The 17,574-nt window shown below is 65.9% G+C and carries 17 protein-coding genes, 2 pseudogenes and 1 riboswitch; of the genes and pseudogenes, 11 read left to right on the top strand and 8 right to left on the bottom strand.

The genetic code is table 11. From position 1 onward, the window contains the following. Positions 1 to 208 (bottom strand): annotated as a pseudogene (locus DK926_RS27185) (cytochrome ubiquinol oxidase subunit I); the annotation flags it as partial. A gap of 127 nt (positions 209 to 335) precedes the next feature. Further along, positions 336 to 812 carry a DUF6764 family protein gene (locus DK926_RS25990; protein WP_068429117.1) on the bottom strand — a complete coding sequence of 159 codons (477 nt, stop codon included), beginning with the start codon at positions 810 to 812 and terminating at the stop codon, positions 336 to 338. Positions 813 to 1,033: 221 nt separating this feature from the next. Between DK926_RS25990 and DK926_RS25985 the strand changes: the two genes are divergently transcribed. After that, a complete protein-coding gene (locus tag DK926_RS25985; protein ID WP_114332794.1) occupies positions 1,034 to 1,936 on the top strand; it encodes a DUF4349 domain-containing protein in 903 nt (300 codons plus the stop codon). Between the two features lie 3 nt (positions 1,937 to 1,939). On the opposite strand, the gene DK926_RS25980 is transcribed toward DK926_RS25985, so the two are convergent. Beyond that, positions 1,940 to 2,404: a tRNA (cytidine(34)-2'-O)-methyltransferase gene (locus tag DK926_RS25980; RefSeq protein ID WP_207890925.1), complete on the bottom strand. Its 465-nt coding sequence runs from the start codon at positions 2,402 to 2,404 to the stop codon at positions 1,940 to 1,942. A 33-nt stretch (positions 2,405 to 2,437) separates the two neighbouring features. On the opposite strand from DK926_RS25980, the gene DK926_RS25975 reads away from it, so the two are divergent. The 3 genes from DK926_RS25975 to DK926_RS25965 are packed head-to-tail and all read left to right on the top strand — an operon-like array spanning position 2,438 to position 4,230. After that, positions 2,438 to 3,046 carry a pentapeptide repeat-containing protein gene (locus DK926_RS25975; RefSeq protein ID WP_114332792.1) on the top strand — a complete coding sequence of 203 codons (609 nt, stop codon included), beginning with the start codon at positions 2,438 to 2,440 and terminating at the stop codon, positions 3,044 to 3,046. A gap of 37 nt (positions 3,047 to 3,083) precedes the next feature. Beyond that, positions 3,084 to 3,950 carry a bifunctional methylenetetrahydrofolate dehydrogenase/methenyltetrahydrofolate cyclohydrolase gene (locus tag DK926_RS25970; RefSeq protein ID WP_207890924.1) on the top strand — a complete coding sequence of 289 codons (867 nt, stop codon included), beginning with the start codon at positions 3,084 to 3,086 and terminating at the stop codon, positions 3,948 to 3,950. A 4-nt stretch (positions 3,951 to 3,954) separates the two neighbouring features. After that, a complete protein-coding gene (locus tag DK926_RS25965) occupies positions 3,955 to 4,230 on the top strand; it encodes a DUF3017 domain-containing protein (protein ID WP_068428339.1) in 276 nt (91 codons plus the stop codon). An 11-nt stretch (positions 4,231 to 4,241) separates the two neighbouring features. On the opposite strand, the gene DK926_RS25960 is transcribed toward DK926_RS25965, so the two are convergent. Beyond that, positions 4,242 to 5,396, bottom strand: a complete 1,155-nt coding sequence (locus DK926_RS25960) for a homoserine O-acetyltransferase (protein ID WP_114332790.1) — start codon at positions 5,394 to 5,396, stop codon at positions 4,242 to 4,244. After that, positions 5,393 to 6,730, bottom strand: a complete 1,338-nt coding sequence (locus tag DK926_RS25955; protein WP_114332789.1) for a bifunctional o-acetylhomoserine/o-acetylserine sulfhydrylase — start codon at positions 6,728 to 6,730, stop codon at positions 5,393 to 5,395. The genes DK926_RS25960 and DK926_RS25955 overlap by 4 nt, the downstream gene beginning before the upstream one ends. A gap of 189 nt (positions 6,731 to 6,919) precedes the next feature. Further along, a riboswitch (SAM riboswitch) is annotated at positions 6,920 to 7,042 on the bottom strand. A 223-nt stretch (positions 7,043 to 7,265) separates the two neighbouring features. On the opposite strand from DK926_RS25955, the gene DK926_RS25950 reads away from it, so the two are divergent. After that, positions 7,266 to 8,549: an MFS transporter gene (locus DK926_RS25950; RefSeq protein WP_243637032.1), complete on the top strand. Its 1,284-nt coding sequence runs from the start codon at positions 7,266 to 7,268 to the stop codon at positions 8,547 to 8,549. A 14-nt stretch (positions 8,550 to 8,563) separates the two neighbouring features. Here DK926_RS25950 and DK926_RS25945 read toward each other — a convergent pair whose 3' ends face one another. Then, positions 8,564 to 9,601 (bottom strand): ABC transporter substrate-binding protein, encoded by a 1,038-nt coding sequence (locus tag DK926_RS25945; protein WP_114332788.1) that lies wholly within the window; start codon positions 9,599 to 9,601, stop codon positions 8,564 to 8,566. 130 nt (positions 9,602 to 9,731) lie between these two features. Here DK926_RS25945 and DK926_RS25940 point away from each other — a divergent pair, with 130 nt between their 5' ends. From DK926_RS25940 to yhjD, 6 genes are all read left to right on the top strand, one after another. Then, the gene (locus tag DK926_RS25940) at positions 9,732 to 10,400 is read left to right on the top strand and encodes a response regulator transcription factor (protein WP_114332797.1); all 669 of its coding nucleotides are present in this window, start codon (positions 9,732 to 9,734) and stop codon (positions 10,398 to 10,400) included. Further along, the gene (locus DK926_RS25935) at positions 10,397 to 11,368 is read left to right on the top strand and encodes a HAMP domain-containing sensor histidine kinase (RefSeq protein WP_114332787.1); all 972 of its coding nucleotides are present in this window, start codon (positions 10,397 to 10,399) and stop codon (positions 11,366 to 11,368) included. The genes DK926_RS25940 and DK926_RS25935 overlap by 4 nt, the downstream gene beginning before the upstream one ends. 85 nt (positions 11,369 to 11,453) lie before the next feature. Beyond that, positions 11,454 to 12,920 carry a DUF4173 domain-containing protein gene (locus tag DK926_RS25930; protein WP_243637031.1) on the top strand — a complete coding sequence of 489 codons (1,467 nt, stop codon included), beginning with the start codon at positions 11,454 to 11,456 and terminating at the stop codon, positions 12,918 to 12,920. A gap of 90 nt (positions 12,921 to 13,010) precedes the next feature. Next, entirely contained in the window at positions 13,011 to 13,838 is an 828-nt protein-coding gene (locus DK926_RS25925; RefSeq protein WP_279387108.1) for an exodeoxyribonuclease III, read from the top strand. 35 nt (positions 13,839 to 13,873) lie between these two features. Then, entirely contained in the window at positions 13,874 to 14,914 is a 1,041-nt protein-coding gene (trpS, locus tag DK926_RS25920; RefSeq protein WP_068429100.1) for a tryptophan--tRNA ligase, read from the top strand. Between the two features lie 39 nt (positions 14,915 to 14,953). Next, on the top strand, positions 14,954 to 15,982 hold the full coding sequence (gene yhjD / locus DK926_RS25915) for an inner membrane protein YhjD (RefSeq protein ID WP_114332786.1): 1,029 nt from the start codon (positions 14,954 to 14,956) through the stop codon (positions 15,980 to 15,982). 3 nt (positions 15,983 to 15,985) lie between these two features. Here the strand turns inward: yhjD and DK926_RS25910 are convergent, their stop codons facing one another. Next, complete coding sequence (locus DK926_RS25910) at positions 15,986 to 17,290, bottom strand: D-alanyl-D-alanine carboxypeptidase family protein (RefSeq protein ID WP_114332785.1); 1,305 nt, start codon at positions 17,288 to 17,290, stop codon at positions 15,986 to 15,988. Between the two features lie 123 nt (positions 17,291 to 17,413). After that, a pseudogene (locus DK926_RS27180) lies at positions 17,414 to 17,574 on the bottom strand (methylmalonate-semialdehyde dehydrogenase (CoA acylating)); the annotation flags it as partial.

The following is a 17,574-nucleotide window of genomic DNA, read 5'->3' as shown; positions in this document are numbered from 1 at the left end:
GCACAGCCAACTCGGCGCGCATCAACAACGCCATCAACCCGCCGACCAAGAAGAACGCGATCGACGTCGCGATGTACATGATCCCCAACACCTTGGGATCAGTCGTCGTCACCGCCTTGTGAATGAATGAACCCTTCGGTCCCATCCGCGGCGGAAACGGCCGTGCCGCTTCCACAGCGGGAGTCGGCCTAGGCGCTAGGGCAGTCACTGATCCTCCTGACGACGCGAGTGCGTCAATCCTAAACCGGCGTGGCCTCAGGTACTACCCAAGGTCGTAGAAACAGCGAATCCCGTCACCGAAGGCGGTGACGGGATTCGACGCCCGAGAAAATAAGTCAGTTTCCGAGCATGCAGAACTGTCCGGTCTTCAGGTTCAGAGCCATCGACAGCGGTCCGACGCAGTCGACGCCTGCAGCTTCTGCTGTCGCCCCCGAGCCCCAGCCCGCGACGGCGACCGTCGTCGCGCCCTCGTCGGCCCAGGAGTGCGCGATGCCTCCGCCGAGAGCCCATGCGTAGGCGGTGCCCGCGTTCTTCGATGCACCGAGCGCCGTTCCGAATCCGTTGGCGTAGGTGGTGGTTGCGCCCGGACCGTCGGTGACGCTGACCGCGGTGCCGCTCTCTGCGGCGCCTGCGTTCGCGATGCCGGGGCCGGTGGATGTCGCGCCGCAGCTGGCGGTGCCGTCGACTCGAATGTCGTTGGCGGCGGGAGGCGACACACAGCTCACCGGAGCAGCAGCTGCGGTGCCTGCTCCGAGGAAACCGGCTGCGGCGACTGAACCACCGACAGCGAAAAGTGCTGCCGTGCGCGAGATTCGACTACCGAACCGAGCTGAAGAGCTCTCCTGAGACGTGCGACGGAGCGAAGAAAAAACGGTGGAAGCGGAGAACAACAGGAGGCTCCTTCACGAAACGAAATGGGTCGGTGCGGGACACCGTACCCCGGTTCCGCGCTCAGGTCATCAGTGAGATATCCCTATGGCTGTAACGATTCGGTACTCCCCGCCGATGGGCCACGCTGATCTACCATCCTGGGATGACGCGCAGCCTGGTTGCCGCCCTGGTCGGATCGTTGTTTCTCGTCGTGGGATGCAGTGGATCGGACGGGACCTCCGGAGCCCCGGCGCCCGAAGAGTCCTATTCGCAACCGGGCGTGGCGCTTGCGCCCGAATCGGGAACCGCGGCGCGGGATCAGGCGCCCGGTTCGCCGGACTCGTCGGAGCGCAAAGAGGTTGTGACGGGCCAGGTTTACATCACCGCGGTCGATCCGATCGCAGCGGCACGGGACGCGACGTCCGTCGTCGAAGAGGTGGGCGGACGCGTCGACAATCGGTCCGAGAATCCCGCGACGGACAATTCGACGGCGAGCAGTTCCATCACCGCACGTATCCCTGCCGACGAATTGACCGGCACCCTCGACCGCATCGAGGGGCTCGGGAAGGTGACGTCCGTCAGTGTTTCGCGCGACGACGTCACCATGCAGTACCAGGACCTCGATGCGCGCATCGGTGCGCTGCAGGCGTCCGTCGATCGGCTGAAGGGGCTGATTGCCGGCGCGACCACCACTGCGGATCTGATCGAAGCGGAGTCCGCGCTGTCGAGCAGGCAGGGCGAACTGGACAGTCTCACGTCACAGAAGAACTACCTTGCGGACCAAGTCGATTTGTCCACCATCACAATCCAATTCACCACCGACGATGCGACGCCGTCTCCTGGACCCGATTCGTTCTGGGACGGTCTCGTCGCGGGTTGGCATTCGCTGCTGGACGCGATGGCCGACGGCGTCGTCGCGCTGGGACGCGCGATCCCGTGGATCGGGGCGCTCGCGATCGCGGCCGGGGTCGTCTACGGGGTCGTCCGGGCGATTCGAGGGACCGCGAGGAAGACGTCGGACACGGAGCCTGCGACCGAGCCCGAACCGGACCCGAGCGACACCTGATACCTAGACCGCGCCGTCGAACCCGTGTTGCCTCCACGCCTCGTACATGACGACCGCCGCAGAGTTGGCGAGGTTGAGCGATCGGCGGCCGGCGATCATGGGAATGCGTAGCTTGTCGGTGACTCGGGGATCGTCCAGTACCTCGTCGGGAAGTCCCGTCGGTTCCGGCCCGAACAGCAGTACGTCCCCGGGTTGGTACGCGACGTCGGTGTGGAAACGCGTCGTATGTGCGGTGTAGGCGTAGACGCGTTCGGGTGCCAATGCATCCCAGGCGGCGGCGAGGTTCTCGTGCACGGTGACCGACGCGAGGTCGTGGTAGTCGAGGCCTGCGCGTTTGAGCTTCGGCTCGGACATGTCGAAGCCGAGGGGCTCCACGAGGTGCAGTTCGCACCCGGTCCCGGCCACCAGGCGGATCGCGTTGCCGGTGTTCTGTGGGATGCGGGGCTCGAAGAACATGAGTCGAAACACCCGGTTCACTCTGCCACTAGCGGGACCGCAAGGATGGAGCAGGTGGACGGCGAACAGATCATCGGCGAGGACTTCTCCGACGCGCGACTCGACCAGCAGCAGTGGACGGACCGGCAGTACGTCTCGTGCACGTTCCGCGATGCCGACCTCAGCGGCGTGAAGACGTCGTCGGTGGTGTTCACCGAATGCGACTTCACCGGGACGGACATGACCGAGTCGGTCCACGTGAACACCGCTTTCCGGTCGTGCACGTTCACTCGAACGAACTTGCAGCACAGTGCGTTTCGCAATTCGACGCTGATCGGGTCGACGTTCGTCGATTCGCGGATGCGCCCGTCGACGTTCGACGAGGTCGATTTCACGCTCGTCGGGCTCGGGGGAGCGGACATGCGCGGCATGGACCTGACGGGTTGTCGCTTGGCCGAGGCCAATCTCGTCAACACCGATCTGCGCAAGGCCGTCCTGCGGTCGGCCGACCTGTCCGGCGCTCGGGCCACGGGCGCGAAACTGCAGGAGGCAGACCTCCGAGGCGCGCGGGTCGACGCGAACCTGTGGGTCGCCGCCGTCGTGACAAGCGCGCGCATCGAGTTGACGCAGGCCGTCGCGTACGCCCAGGCGCACGGATTGTCCGTCGAGGGTTGACTACACGGGTTCGGCGTCGCCTGGAACAATGGCAGCCGTGACTGCGAGAATTCTTGACGGCAAGGCGACCCGCGACGAGATCTTCGTCGACCTGACCCAGCGTGTGACGGCTCTGCGTGAGCGCGGCGTCGTGCCCGGGTTGGCCACCGTTCTGGTGGGCGACGACCCGGGCTCGGCCGCCTACGTGCGCGGCAAGCACAGCGACTGCGCGAAGGTCGGCATCACGTCGATCCGCCGCGACCTTCCGGCCGACATCTCGCAGGCAGATCTCGAAGCCGTCATCGACGAGCTGAACGCGAACCCCGAGTGCACCGGCTACATCGTGCAGTTGCCGCTGCCGAAGCACCTCGACGAGAACGCAGCGCTCGAGCGCATCGATCCGTCGAAGGACGCCGACGGCCTGCACCCCATCAACCTGGGACGCCTCGTGCTGGGCAAGGAAGCGGCGCTTCCGTGCACCCCGCGCGGCATCGTGCACCTGCTGCGTCGCTGCGACGTCGAGCTGAACGGCGCGCACGCCGTCGTGATCGGTCGCGGTGTCACGGTCGGTCGCCCGATCGGCCTGCTGCTGACTCGCAAATCCGAGAATTCGACGGTGACTCTGTGCCACACCGGGACCAAGGATCTGGCCGCCGAGGTTCGTCGTGCCGACATCGTCATCGCAGCCGCGGGTGTCCCGGGGATCGTCACCGCCGACATGGTCAAGCCCGGTGCAGCCGTTCTCGACGTCGGCGTCACACGCACGGACGAGGGACTGCGCGGCGACGTCGCCGCCGATGTCGCCGAGGTGGCGGGCTTCCTGTCTCCCAACCCGGGTGGCGTCGGACCGCTGACGCGTGCGTTCCTGCTGGCCAATGTCGTCGAACGGGCCGAGCAGATGCACGCGACGACCGCGGCGGTCTGATCCGATGGGCGAGCGGATCCGCAAGAACCTTCCGTTGCTGGTGGTGCTGCTCGTCATCCTCGCCGCGCTGGCGCTGGTCCTCGCGGACCGGTGGCGGCGCGGCGCGTTCGTCCTCGGTGTGGCGACCATCCTGGCGGCGGGCTTCCGCCTGTGTCTACCGGAGAACCGCGTCGGCTTGCTTCAGGTGCGCAGCCGCGGATTCGACGTCGCCGCACTGGCGTTGGTGGGCGGAGCCATCGTGTTTCTCTCCGCCTCCATCGATCCTCTGGGCACCGACTGACCGCCCGCCGCTCAGTTGTCGGCGCTGCGGTTCTGTCGTGCCTGGTCCATCGTCTCGCCGAGCAGTTTCGCCACGGCTCCTGCCTCCGTGAGGAAGCCGTCGTGGCCGTCGCGTGACTGGATTACTTCGAGGCCGCTGCAGTTCGGCAGTCCCCGTGCGATCTCCTTCTGCTGGCGCAGCGGGTAGAGCCGGTCGGAGTCGACACCGCCGACGATCGTCGGCACGGTCGCGCGAGCCAGCGCGGCTTCGACTCCGCCGCGGCCACGGCCGATGTCGTGGCGGTTCATCGCCTCGCTGAGCAGCACGTAGGTTCCCGCGTCGAAACGGCCGACCAGCTTCGTGGCCTGGTGCTGGAGGTAACTTTCGATCGCGTAGCGACCGCCGTTCCACGGATCCTCTTCCGCCTGAGGCGAATTCGAGAAGCGTAGATCGAGCTCGCTCTCCGTGCGGTACGTCAGGTGGGCGATCCGGCGTGCGATGCCGAGGCCGGTGAGCGGAGCCTTGCCGGTGCCGTAGTAGTCACCACCCTGCCAGTCGGGATCGGACATGATGGCCGCGATCTGTGTGGTCTGGGTGCCGATCTGATCTGCCGTCGCGCGAGCGCCGACGGCCAGAACCAGCGCGGCGGCAACACGTTCGGGGTATTCGACGATCCATTCGAGCGTGCGCATCCCGCCCATCGAGCCGCCGACGACGGCAGCGAAACGCTCGATGCCCAGGGCATCCGCGAGTGCAGCTTCGGCGGCGACCTGATCGCGGATGGAGATCTCCGGGAATCGGCTGCCGTAGGGCTTGCCGTCCGGTGCGATCGACGACGGACCCGTCGTGCCGCCGCACCCACCGAGAACATTGGTGGCGACGACGCACCACTCGTCGGTGTCGACGGGTGCGCCGGGGCCGATCATTCCGTCCCACCACCCCGCCAGCGCGTGGGCGTCGTCGGGAGGGCCGGACACGTGCGAATCACCGGTCAGCGCGTGCTCGACGAGCACCACGTTGTCGCGAGCGGGCGAGATGGTGCCCCACCGCTGCAGCCCGATCGTCACACCGCGCAGCGTCGCGCCGCTTTCGAGTTCGAGGTCACCTATGTCGACATGGCCGAGCCGCCCGTCGGCCGCAGGAAATCCTGCGGCCGACAGGGCGTCGTGCACGGAGCTGATGGTCAAGACGCCGCCGCTGCGAAACCGCGTTCGAGATCGGCGAGAATGTCGTCGATTCCCTCGATGCCCACTGCGAGCCTGACCAGGCCGGGAGTGACGCCGGAGGCGAGCTGCTCCTCCGGAGTCAACTGCGAATGAGTGGTCGACGCGGGATGGATGACTAGTGAACGCACGTCCCCGATGTTAGCGACATGGCTGTGGAGGCTCAGCGCGTCGACGAACTTCTTGCCCGCGTCCACGCCGCCGGTCAGTTCGAACGACACGATCGCGCCCTGTCCCTTGGGTGCCAGCTTCTGTCCTCGCTCGTACCACGGTGAGGACGGAAGACCCGCATAGCCGACGCTGGAGACGTCCTCGCGTGCTTCGAGGAACGCGGCGACCTTCTGCGCGTTCTCGACGTGGCGCTCGATACGCAGGCTGAGCGTTTCGAGTCCCTGGCTGATGAGGAAGGCGTTGAACGGGGACACGGCCGCGCCGATGTCGCGGAGCAGCTGCACACGAGCCTTGAGCGCGTAGGCAGGCGCACCGAGTTCGGCGAACACGACGCCGTGGTAGCTCGGATCGGGCGTCGTGAAATTCGGGTGACGGCCCTGCGTCCAGTCGAACGTGCCGCCGTCGACGATGACGCCTGCGATCGCGGTTCCGTGGCCTCCCAGGTACTTCGTCGCCGAGTGCACGACGATGTCGGCGCCCAACGTCAACGGCTGGATGAGGTACGGGGTGGCGACCGTGTTGTCGACGATCAGCGGAATCCCGCTGGCGTGTGCAACCTCGGCGACACCGGGAATGTCGAAGATGTCGTTCTTCGGGTTCGAGATGGTCTCGCCGTAGAAGGCCTTGGTGTTCGGCTTGATCGCGGCCTTCCACTGTTCGAGGTCGTCGGGGTTCTCGACGAAGGAGACCTCGATGCCGAGCTTGGGCAGTGTGTAGTGGAAGAGGTTGTACGTGCCGCCGTACAGTCGCGGACTGGAGACGATGTGGTCGCCTGCCTCGGCGAGGTTGAGAATGGCGAGCGTTTCGGCGGCCTGTCCCGACGACAGCAGCAGTGCGGCGACGCCACCTTCGAGCGCGGCGATGCGCTGCTCGACGGCGTCCTGCGTCGGATTCATGATGCGGGTGTAGATGTTGCCGGGTTCGGCGAGTCCGAACAGTGCGGCGGCGTGGTCGGTGTTCTCGAACGTGTACGACGTGGTCTGGTAGATCGGCAGAGCACGCGCACGGGTGACTCCGTCGGCGCTCTGGCCGACGTGAATCTGCTTGGTCTCGAAACTCCAGGACGCGGTCGGATCCTCGATCGGGGCGCCTGCGGCGTCGACTACGTCGGGGTTGTTCTCGGTCATGTCGTGAATACTCCGTCTTCGAAGGATGTGCAGAATTCGAAACGGCACTCGCATGCGAGGGCCGGGCGGGGCCTATCGAGACAACAACACATGCAAACCTCCTCGGGGGCCTTCGCGGTCCAGTCGTGCCCGTCTGGCCAGTCGTGCCCGGTCAGTGGGCCCGCCGAGTCGGCCTGAGACCGTCCTGCGGACCCGCGCTTGTTCTTCGGTTGCGTTCTGCAACCGAGTAACCAGGTCTTCACCCGGAGCACCCCACCGCGGTTGGAGGGTTGCCGGCCAGCAAGCCGGGGCTCGATGCTGGCGCTCATGACCTGCTGGAATCCTAGCGGTGCGCCCGGGCGGGAGGAATAGCGACGTCGGAACTCCGAAATCGTGCACTGTGACCTGCGGATAAGTGTCTCGTGAGCACAATCACCGCCGATCAGGAAGAAAATCCGTTGCGTGCGGGACGACAATGGATCGCAGGGACGTTCCCTCCAGGGTCCGTCCCTTCTTCATGCTTCCGTTCCCCCTCTCGAGACAAGGTCGTTCTGCTGTGTCTGTCACCGATTCCGCCCTCGCCAAGAATGTCGGCGCCGTGCGTTCGAAGGTGTCTCACGGCCTGAGTACCGAGAAGCGGCCGCACTCCACGAGTAGACGGCTCGCGATGGTGGCGTTGTCGATCGGCGGTTTCGGCATCGGAACCACCGAGTTCGCATCGATGGGTCTGCTGCCGGACGTCGCGTCGTCGATGGGAATTTCCGAGCCGTCCGCCGGCCACATGATCTCTGCGTACGCGTTGGGTGTCGTCGTCGGAGCTCCTGCGATCGCCACGCTGGCCGCACGTGTTCCGCGAAGGCTTCTGCTCATCCTGCTGATGGCCGCGTTCACGCTCGGCAACCTCGGCACGGTGTTCGCGCCGAGCTTCCACGAGTTGGTCGCATCGCGGTTCGTCGCCGGACTCCCGCACGGCGCGTACTTCGGTATCGCCGCGCTCGTGGCCGCGCATCTCGCGGAGCCCGGCAAGCGCGCGAAAGCCGTAGCCATGGTCATGATGGGACTGTCCATCGCGAACGTCGTCGGCGTGCCCGCGGCGACGTGGCTCGGCCAGAGCCTCGGATGGCGCAGTGCTTTCGCCGTCGTCGCCGTCATCGGTGCGCTCACGGTCACGGCGCTGATCATGTGGATGCCGCGTCTGGACGGAATGCCGACGACGAACCCGATCACCGAGTTGGGTGCACTCCGGCGCGTCCAGGTCTGGATGACACTGCTCGTCGGCATGGTCGGATTCGGTGGAATGTTCGCGGTGTACACGTACATCGCGTCGACGCTCACCGACGTCTCGGGCCTGGCCAAGGGGCTCGTCCCGGTAGCACTGATGATCTACGGACTCGGCATGATCGCCGGAAACTACTTCGGCGGTTGGATCGCGGACAAGCTGCAACTGCGCGGTACGTTCGTCTCGATTTCTGCCATGGCCGTGTTCCTCGCGCTGTTCGTGATCGCCTCGCACAACTCGGTCACCGCGCTCGTTCTGTTGTTCCTCATCGGTGCGTCGGGTTCCTCGGTCATCCCGGGTCTGCAGACTCGGCTGATGGATGTCGCCGACGATGCTCAGACGTTGGCGGCGTCGCTGAACCACGCTGCGTTCAATCTCGCGAACGCCATCGGTGCCGCGCTCGGCGGCGCGGTCATCGCGGCCGGGTTCGGGTACACCGCGCCCGCCGCTGCGGGTGCGATCCTCGCGGTGGCCGGACTCGGCGTCCTCGCCACCGCGATGTGGATGCAGCGCCGTGACGACGCCAAGGCTGTGCGCGCGGATGGTTCCGCAGCTGCTTAGCGTCGCCCGCGGGGCTAACTGCTGGTCGTGGCCGCGCCGTCCCCGGCAAGCGTGCTCGCGAATGCGGGCGTCAACTTGTCGACCACGTACGGCAAGCTCAGCAACGACGTGAAGTAGATCGCCCCCGCTGTGATGCCGTCGGTGAAGACCAACTTGTCCTCCTCGACGGCATCGAGGTTTCGGTACACGGGCTCCTGCTCCAGCGCGGTGCGATCCTCCGGCTTCTCGGTTCCCCACAGCAGCACGTCCGCGGTGTCGAGCACCGACAGGTTCTCCAGCGGGATGGCGGCCTGACCGCCGCCTTCCGGTGGTGCGTATCGATCGATCTCCGACGGGACGACGAACCCGAGGTCCGTCAGGAAGTCCGTGCTGAGTCCGTTCTGGTACGCGATGGCTGCGCCGTCGTAGAACGCGTTCTGCAGGAAGATCGCCTTGGTTCCCACGAACTCGGGGTGCTCGGCCCTGGCGGCCTCGAACTTCTGCTCGACGGCGTCGATCTGCTGGTCGACCTCGTTCGCCTTGCCCAGCGCCTTGCCGATGTTGCGAGCCTGAACGTCCCACGGTTCGAAGTACTGCGTGTACTGGCCCGAGTGCGCGATCGTCGGTGCGATCTCGGACAGTTTGTCGTAGCTGTCGCGGTCGAGTCCGGCGTTGGTTGCGATGATCAGGTCCGGGTCCAGGGCGACGATGCGTTCGTACTGGAAGCCGTCGTCGGCACTGAGGACCTCGGGCGTCGCGTCGCCCAGTGCTTCCTGCGCCCACGGCCACGTCGCATAGGGCTGTTCGCCGTACCACTCGGTGACGGCGACTGGTGTCACGCCGAGGGCGAGCACCGTGTCCTGCTCGGTGTACCCGGCGACGACGACGCGCGTCGGCTCGGCGGCGACCGTCGTGTCACCGAACGCGTGCTCGACGGTGACCGGGAAGGCGCCGTTGCCGGCGGCCGTCGCGTCGGCTTCACCGTCGTCGGACGGGGTCGAGCACGCGGACAGCACCAGCGCAGCCGCGAAGGCAACGGTGGCGATCTGGAACGAACGGGGGAATTCGACCATCGAGGTCCCTTTCGGAGGATGAATGACGGCTAAGGGTAGCCGACCCTAACGAATCGCGTGGTGTCGATCTTCACGGAACCTCCACATTTCCTGCCGAACTCCTCCATGACGGCCCTCTAGTGTCGTGAACATGAACCGCACCGTGCTCGTCGTCGACGACGAACCGACGATCTCCGACGCGCTCGCGGCACGCCTGCGCGGCGAGGGCTTCGACGTCGTGACGGCCGCGGACGGGCCGTCGGCCGTGCAGGTATGTGCGCGCGTCGATCCCGACGTGGTGGTTCTCGACGTCATGCTTCCGGGGTTCGACGGGCTCGAGGTGTGCAGGCGTATTCAGGCCGACCGTCCCGTACCGGTGCTGATGCTCACCGCGAAGTCCGACGAGACCGACATGCTCGTCGGGCTCGGTGTCGGCGCCGACGACTACCTGTCCAAACCGTTCAGCATGCGAGAACTCGTCGCTCGGGTTCACGCACTCGTGCGTCGCGCGAACCGAAACGCGTCGGCGACGGCTCTGTCGTTCGGCCCCATTCGAATCGACCACCAGGCTCGGCGCGTGTGCCATGGGAGCGACGAAATACATTTGACGCGTACCGAATTCGACATTCTTGCGTTTCTGTCCCATCGTCCGGGTGCGGCCGTGACCCGCGAGACGTTGCTCGCCGAACTGTGGGGTTGGGGAGATTCCGCCAGCAGCCGAACCGTCGACAGTCACGTCAAAGCGTTGCGTCGCAAGATCGGTGGCGACATGATCCGAACCGTCCACGGCGTCGGGTATGCGTTGGACGTGCCGCGATGACGCGCACTATTCCGCGGCCGCTCGACGCACTGACCTCGTTCAAACTCAAGGTCTCGCTGATCGTCGGCGTCGTGTTGGTCGTCGCCAGCGTCGTGTTCTGGATCGGCGCGGGATGGCAGTTCAGGTATGCCCTCGTGGCGGCGCTGGTCATGTCGTTGGTTGCGGTGCAGGTGCTGGCGCACGGCATGACGTCGCCGTTGCGTGAGATGACGTCGGCCGCGAAAGCCATGGCCCGCGGGGACTATTCGACGCGGGTGCGTGCCACGTCACGCGACGAGGTCGGACAGCTCGCGGCGGCGTTCAACACCATGTCCCACGATCTCGAAGCTGCCGATACGTATCGACGAGAACTGATCGGCAACGTCTCGCACGAACTCAAGACACCGATCGCCGCTTTGCGAGCCGTGCTGGAGAACATGGTCGACGGCGTCACCGTGCCCGACCGAACGTCGTTGGAGCTCGCGCTGCGGCAGACCGAGCGGCTCGGCGATCTGGTGACCGAGCTGTTGGACCTGTCTCGGCTCGAAGGGGGAGTGCTGCCGCTGCGCCCCGAGTCCTTCGCCGTCGGCTCCTTTCTCGACGAGGTGACCGTCGAATATGCCTGTGTACGTGCCGATGTCGATCCTGCTGACCTGACCGTGACGGCCGACAGATCCAGGCTGACGCAGGTTGTCACCAATCTCGTCGAGAACGCGGTCCGGCACGCACCGGCAGGGTCGGAGGTGACGGTGTCCGCACGCGCGACGTCAGCCGGGCTGCACCTCGAGGTTGCCGACGCCGGCCCCGGAATCGCACCCGAGGAACGACTTTCGGTGTTCGACCGATTCACCCGGGGTGGCGCAACCGACGGCAGCACCGGTCTCGGGCTCGCTATCGCTCGATGGGCTACGGAACTGCACGGCGGGACGATCGAGGTTCTCGACCACAGTCCTGGGTGCCGCATTCGCGTCACCGTCCCACACGCCTGAATCTCTCTATACGCCAACAGTTCTCCGAATCCGACGCAGGGCTCCTGCGTTCATCTCGTCGTGCCCGAAACAGAAAGGTCGTGCCGTGATCGTCGACGTCGAACCGAAAGCTGTCACCCGTGCACCCATGGAATCGTTGTGGCCCCCGCGCGTCTGGCCCAGGCGGGCCTATCGCGCGGCGTCGCCCCGTGTGCTGCTGGCGGCAATCGCCGCGGGTGTCGCAGGGGCAATTCTCTTGGGCGCCCCAGGCATCGGCTATCAGCTCACGGCCGTAGCCGTCACCGGCGTCGTGCTCGTCGCAGCGCGACGTCGTCCGACCGCGTGGGGCGTTGCCGGAGCAGCGGCAGTACTCGCGCTCGTCTCGGTCGCGTCGTTCCGGACGTCCGAGTGGCTGGTGACGCTGTCGCTGTGGCTGGCCGTGATCGTCGCAGGCGCCGTCGCGTGCCGCGGGCGTACGTGGATCGGTCTCGCACTCGGCGCGCTCGTACCGCTCTTCGTGCCGGCGCGGCTGTACCGGTGGTGCTCGCGAGGTGCCAGAGACGTGCGGGCCGGCGAGCTACGTGCAGGTCGGGTCGTGGCAGTTCTCGCGACGACGGCTGTGCTCGTCGTCGTGTTCGTGACCTTGTTCGCCGGAGCGGACCCGGTGTTCGCGCGGGCGGTCGACGCCGTGACACCACGGTGGCGATCCGACGTCGTCGTCGCGCGAGTCGTGCTGTTCGTACTCGTGACGCTCGCTGCGCTGACGGCTGCGTACGTCGTCGGACATCCGCCACGGTTCGATGTTTTCGCCCGCGAACCGCGCTCGCGTGTTCGGCTGTGGGAGTGGGCAATTCCTCTCGGCGCGCTCGTCGCCGTGTTCTGTGTGTTCGTCGCGGTACAGGCGGCTACGTTGTTCGGGGGACAAGAGCACGTGCTCGTCACCGACGGATTGACCAACGCCGAGTACGCCAGACAGGGCTTCTGGCAGCTGCTCACCGTGACGGGACTGACGCTGCTGGTTCTGGCAGTCACCGTTCGGAAGGCGTCGCGCGAGACTCGACGCGATCGCGTCGTGTTGCGGGTACTTCTCGGTGCGCTGTGTCTGCTGTCGCTCGTCGTCGTTGCCTCCGCATTGCACCGGATGTCGCTGTACGAGGAGCAGTACGGCTACACCACGTTGCGGCTGTTCGTCACCGCGGTCGAGTTACTGCTGGGTGTCGTGTTCGTTCTGGTGCTGATCGCGGGTGTGTCCATGTCGGGCCGCTGGCTGCCACGCGCCGTGGGTGTCGCCGTCGTCGCGGCCGTCCTCGGGTTGGCGCTGCTGAACCCCGACGCGTACATCGCTCGGCACAACGTCGACCGGTTCGAAGAGACCGGCAAGATCGACACGCGCTACCTCGCCGGTCTGTCCACCGACGCGGCGGGCGAACTCGATCGTCTGCCCGAGCCGTACCGCAGTTGCGTCCTGCCGCGCGTCGAGCCTCGACGTTGGAACGAATGGAACGTCGCCGACTCCCGTGCGCGCACCGTTCTGGACGGGCGCCCGGTTCTTCCATGCCCGTCGATACGGTGAGGGTCTTTCACAGGGAAAGCCGACGGGATCGACGTCTGGACGACGTTCGCGATTGCCGGTCTGTCGGTGGTCTCCGCTACGGTGCGGGACGTGACTGACTCCCCGTTCACCGTTTCCACTGTCAATGTCAACGGAATCCGCGCTGCTGCCCGCAAGGGAATGTTGCCGTGGCTCGAGACCACCGACGCAGACGTGATCTGTCTGCAGGAAACACGCGCGAACGACGGCGAGCTCACGAAGGCCCTGGCTCCGGCGCTCGACGCCGGGTGGCATCTGGCATCGGCCGAGCCGTCGGCCAAGGGGCGCAACGGTGTCGCGATCCTGTCGCGCACCGCACCGGATTCCGTCCGAGTCGGTATCGGTGCCGATGCGAATGCTGCCGAGTTCGCAGAGTCCGGGCGCTACATCGAAGCCGATTTCGACGACGTCACCGTCGCGAGTCTGTATCTCCCCTCGGGCGAGGTCGGTACCGAGCGTCAGGAGGAGAAGGAACGGTTCATGGCGGCGTTCGCCACGTATCTCGACGCGGCGGCGTCGGCAGCCACGTCGGCCGATCGTGACATCGTCGTCTGTGGGGACTGGAACATCGCGCACACCGAGAACGACCTGAAGGCGTGGAAGACCAACCGTAAGAATTCCGGGTTCCTCCCGGAGGAGCGCGAATGGGTCTCTGCGCTGCTGGCGGACGGCGCGCACTGGACCGACGTCGTGCGTCAGCTGCTCCCCGACGTCGAAGGGCCGTACAGCTGGTGGTCGTACCGCGGCAAGGCGTTCGACAACGACGCAGGCTGGCGCATCGACTACCAGTTTGCGACGCGCGCGCTCGCCGAACGTGCGAAGGAAGCCGTCACCGAACGTGCCGACGCGTACGACCAGCGGTGGTCCGATCATGCGCCCGTCACCGTTCGGTACCGCTGAGAATCGGCTTGCCGGGACGTGAAAAGATCGTGACCATGTCTTCTCCCGCACAATCCGACACTCCACAGGGACCGCGTCAGCGCGTCCTGTCCGGCATCCAGCCGACGGCGGACTCGTTCCACCTCGGCAACTACCTGGGTGCCGTGCGTCAGTGGGTGGCGTTGCAGGAAGACTACGACGCGTTCTACTTCATCCCGGATCTGCACGCCATCACCGTTCCGCAGGATCCCAAGGCCCTGCGTCAGCGCACCCGCATCGCGGCGGCGCAATTGCTGGCCGTCGGCATCGATCCGTCGCGTTCGACGTTGTTCGTGCAGAGCCAGGTTCCCGAACATGCTCAGCTCGCGTGGGTCCTCAACTGCCTCACCGGTTTCGGTGAAGCAGGGCGGATGACGCAGTTCAAGGACAAGTCGGTCAAGCAGGGTCGTGATCAGACGACCGTCGGTCTGTTCACGTATCCGATCCTGCAGGCTGCCGACATCCTGCTCTACCGCCCCAACCTCGTGCCCGTCGGCGAGGATCAGCGTCAGCACCTCGAACTGACGCGTGACCTGGCGCAGCGCTTCAACACTCGGTTCAAGAAGACGTTCCTCGTGCCCGAGGCGCACATCATCAAGGGCACCGCGAAGATCTTCGACCTGCAGGAGCCCACCGCGAAGATGAGCAAGTCGGGGTCCAACCCGGCGGGCATCGTCAACCTCCTCGACGATCCGAAGGTGACGGCGAAGAAGTTGCGGTCGGCGGTCACCGACAACGAACGCGACATCGTCTTCGATCCGGTTGCCAAGCCGGGCGTCAGCAATCTTCTGGTCATTCAGTCTGCGCTGTCGGATCGCACGATCGACGAGCTCGTCGCGGGGTACGCCGGCAAGGGTTACGGCGACCTCAAGTCCGACACCGCGGACGTGTTGACCGAGTTCGTGACGCCGCTTAAGGCTAGGGTCGACGGGTATATGTCCGATATTGCCGAACTGGACAAGATCCTCGCCGACGGTGCGGATCGGGCCCGAGAGGTAGCGTCACGCACGTTGGCGCAGGTGTACGACCGGGTGGGGTTCCTGGCTCCGCTCTCCTGACAGCGGGCTCGTTGGCAGTGAGGGCCTGACAGCGAGAGGGTGATTGTCGTTCCCGACTTCCAAGCGATCCTTGCGGAGCGTCGTGCGAAGTGGCCGTGGTTCGACCACACGGTGCGTGCTGCGTCGCGCTATCAGTCTCAGAAGGGCGATTACTACGCCGCCGGGATGACGTATTTCAGCGTCCTGGCATTGTTCCCGCTACTGATGGTGGCGTTCGCCGTCGCCGGCTTCGTGCTGGTCGGCCATCCCGAGTGGCTCGACGAGATTCGCAAGCAGATCACCGACAACATTCCGGGAAGCCTCGGCGACACGGTCAATTCGCTCGTCGACACGGCCATCGAGTCGCGCACCAGCGTCGGCATCATCGGTCTGCTCGGTGCGCTGTACGCGGGACTCGGCTGGGTGGCCAACCTGCGCGCCGCATTGACCGCGATGTGGGAGTCGACGCACGAGCAGGGCGGATTCTTGTCGACCAAGCTGCGCGACTTCGCTGCACTGCTCGGGCTCGGTCTCGCGTCGGCGGTGTCGTTGGGACTGTCGGCGCTGAACGGCAGCGGCGTCATGCGTGGCATCCTCGAACTCGTCAACCTCGACAATGCGCCCGGCGTCGGGGTCTTCCTTCGAATCGTGTCGGTGGTTCTGGCCATCGTTGCGTCGTGGTTGGTGTTCACCTGGGTCATCTCGCGGCTGCCCCGCGAGCCCGTTCCGTTCCGCAGCGCCCTGAAGGGCGGCCTGTTGGCAGCCGTCGGATTCGAAATCTTCAAACAGATCGCGGCCATCTACCTCGCGTCGGTGACGTCCGGTCCCGCGGGAGTGGTGTTCGGCCCGATCATCGGTCTGCTCGTGTTCGTCTTCACGACGTCGCGGTTCATCCTGTTCGCCACCGCGTTCGCGGCCACGACCCGGGAGGCGTTGGCGTTGGCGTTCGTTCCGCCGCCGGATTCGGCCGTGATCGCACCGCGTCTCGAGGTCAACAACGGACCGACGGTCAAGGGCGGACTCGCTCTGGTCGGCGCGGGTGCGCTTGCCGTCGTGGGTCTGGGAGGGTTCCTTGGCCGACGACGCTGAACGTCACGGTCGGCGATTGAGTCGGCGCGCACCGATCAAAAGGGCGAGGACGACGATGCCTCCGACCACGCCGATTCCGATGCGGAGCGCAGTCGTGTCACTGCCACCGTCGTCCGCCGCGGTGGCTCGCTGGGTGGCGTTGTCAGGTGGGGCAGCCAGGGTCGGGCTCTGCGGCGTCGGACGCGTACTGCTCACGGCGCCCACCGAATTAGCGTCGACCAGCTCACCGACGCTGGTGCCGGGAGCCGTCGCGAATCCGTAATCGAGAAGCCGAGCAGCCTGCTCCCACGGGCGGATCGGCAGGACGTCGCCCTTCATGATCGTGACCGCGAGCCGTCGGCCACCGCGTTCCGCGCCTCCGACGAACGTCTGACGTGCGTCGTCGGTGTAGCCGGTCTTCCCTCCCAGCGCTCCCTCGTAGTTGTAGAGCAGTTGGTTGTCGTTGGATAACGTGAAGCCGGGGCGATCCTGATCGTCGGGAATCGTCGGGTCCTTGGGAAAGCCAGGAAATTCGACCGTCTCCGTCGAGATCAGTTGCGCGAACATCGGGTTCCGCATCGCTTCCCGGAAGAACAAGGCGAGATCGTATGCAGAACTGGACATTCCGGGCCCGTCCAGGCCTGACGGCGTCGCGGTGCGCGTATCGAGGGCGCCCAGTTCTTTCGCTTTCGCGTTCATCTTGGCGACGGTTGCCGCGTCGCCGCCCATCTGTGCAGCGAGAGCGTGCGCCGCGTCGTTGCCCGACGCCATGACGAGTCCCTGCATCAATTGGAAGTTTGTGTAGACGCCGTTCTTTCCGATGCCGACAGCGCTGCCCTCCGCATTGGCGTCGTCGGCGGAGGCGACGATCGTCGTGTTCGGGTCGAGCTCGTCGAGAGCGACCAATGCGAGCAGGATCTTGATGGTGCTCGCCGGTCGATAGCGTCCGTGCGGATCCTTGGCGGCAACGACGTCGCCGGTGTCGAGATCGGACAGAACCCAGCCGGTCGCCGAGATGTCGGCCGGTAGCGGACCTGCACCGTCGGGAGTGATCGTGCCGCACGCGGCCAGAGCGTCACCGCCGACTGCCTCCGCGGGAACCGGAAGGGGCTCCGGTGTCGGATCGCCGGGTGCGGGGACTTCGGACAGATCGATCGCCGGGGGAGGCGACGCCGCGTACGGGCAGTCGTCGGTGTTCGGCGTCGTGAACGGCGTGGTGGTCGTCTCGTTCGGAGGCTGGACCGGAGATTGAGCGAGTGCCGGTCCGCCGCCTGCGAACAGCAGCGCCGTAGCAGTCAGGGCCGCTGCCGCCCGGAAAATCGTTCTCATCGCGAACTACCCTAGGGCTCGGAGTTCGGTGTATGCCGCCGACTCACCGAACTTACTCCCCAGGGCTACGCCTCGTGCGCGCGAATGTATAGCGGGCTATACATTCGCGCGCACGTGGGGGTGTCAGCTGTTTTCGGGGAATCCGAGGTTGATGCCGCCGTGGCTGGGGTCGAGCCAGCGGCTGGTGATGGCTTTGCCGCGGGTGAAGAAGTGGATGCCTTCGGTGCCGTGGGCGTGGGTGTCGCCGAAGAGGCTGTTCTTCCAGCCGCCGAAGCTGTAGTAGG

The sequence above is a fragment of the Rhodococcus sp. Eu-32 genome (assembly GCF_003336925.1).
GTDB classification, from domain to species: domain Bacteria; phylum Actinomycetota; class Actinomycetes; order Mycobacteriales; family Mycobacteriaceae; genus Rhodococcoides; species Rhodococcoides kyotonensis_B.
This window is presented reverse-complemented; position numbering and strand designations above follow the sequence as displayed.

Excerpts from the sequence above, each read along its gene's own strand:
- DK926_RS25985 (WP_114332794.1), top strand. The coding sequence starts at position 1,034 with ATGACGCGCAGCCTGGTTGCCGCCCTGGTCGGATCGTTGTTTCTCGTC.
- DK926_RS25975 (WP_114332792.1), top strand. The coding sequence starts at position 2,438 with ATGGAGCAGGTGGACGGCGAACAGATCATCGGCGAGGACTTCTCCGAC.
- DK926_RS25965 (WP_068428339.1), top strand. The coding sequence starts at position 3,955 with ATGGGCGAGCGGATCCGCAAGAACCTTCCGTTGCTGGTGGTGCTGCTC.
- DK926_RS25955 (WP_114332789.1), bottom strand. The coding sequence starts at position 6,730 with ATGACCGAGAACAACCCCGACGTAGTCGACGCCGCAGGCGCCCCGATC.
- DK926_RS25945 (WP_114332788.1), bottom strand. The coding sequence starts at position 9,601 with ATGGTCGAATTCCCCCGTTCGTTCCAGATCGCCACCGTTGCCTTCGCG.
- DK926_RS25940 (WP_114332797.1), top strand. The coding sequence starts at position 9,732 with ATGAACCGCACCGTGCTCGTCGTCGACGACGAACCGACGATCTCCGAC.
- DK926_RS25935 (WP_114332787.1), top strand. The coding sequence starts at position 10,397 with ATGACGCGCACTATTCCGCGGCCGCTCGACGCACTGACCTCGTTCAAA.
- trpS (WP_068429100.1), top strand. The coding sequence starts at position 13,874 with ATGTCTTCTCCCGCACAATCCGACACTCCACAGGGACCGCGTCAGCGC.
- DK926_RS25910 (WP_114332785.1), bottom strand. The coding sequence starts at position 17,290 with ATGAGAACGATTTTCCGGGCGGCAGCGGCCCTGACTGCTACGGCGCTG.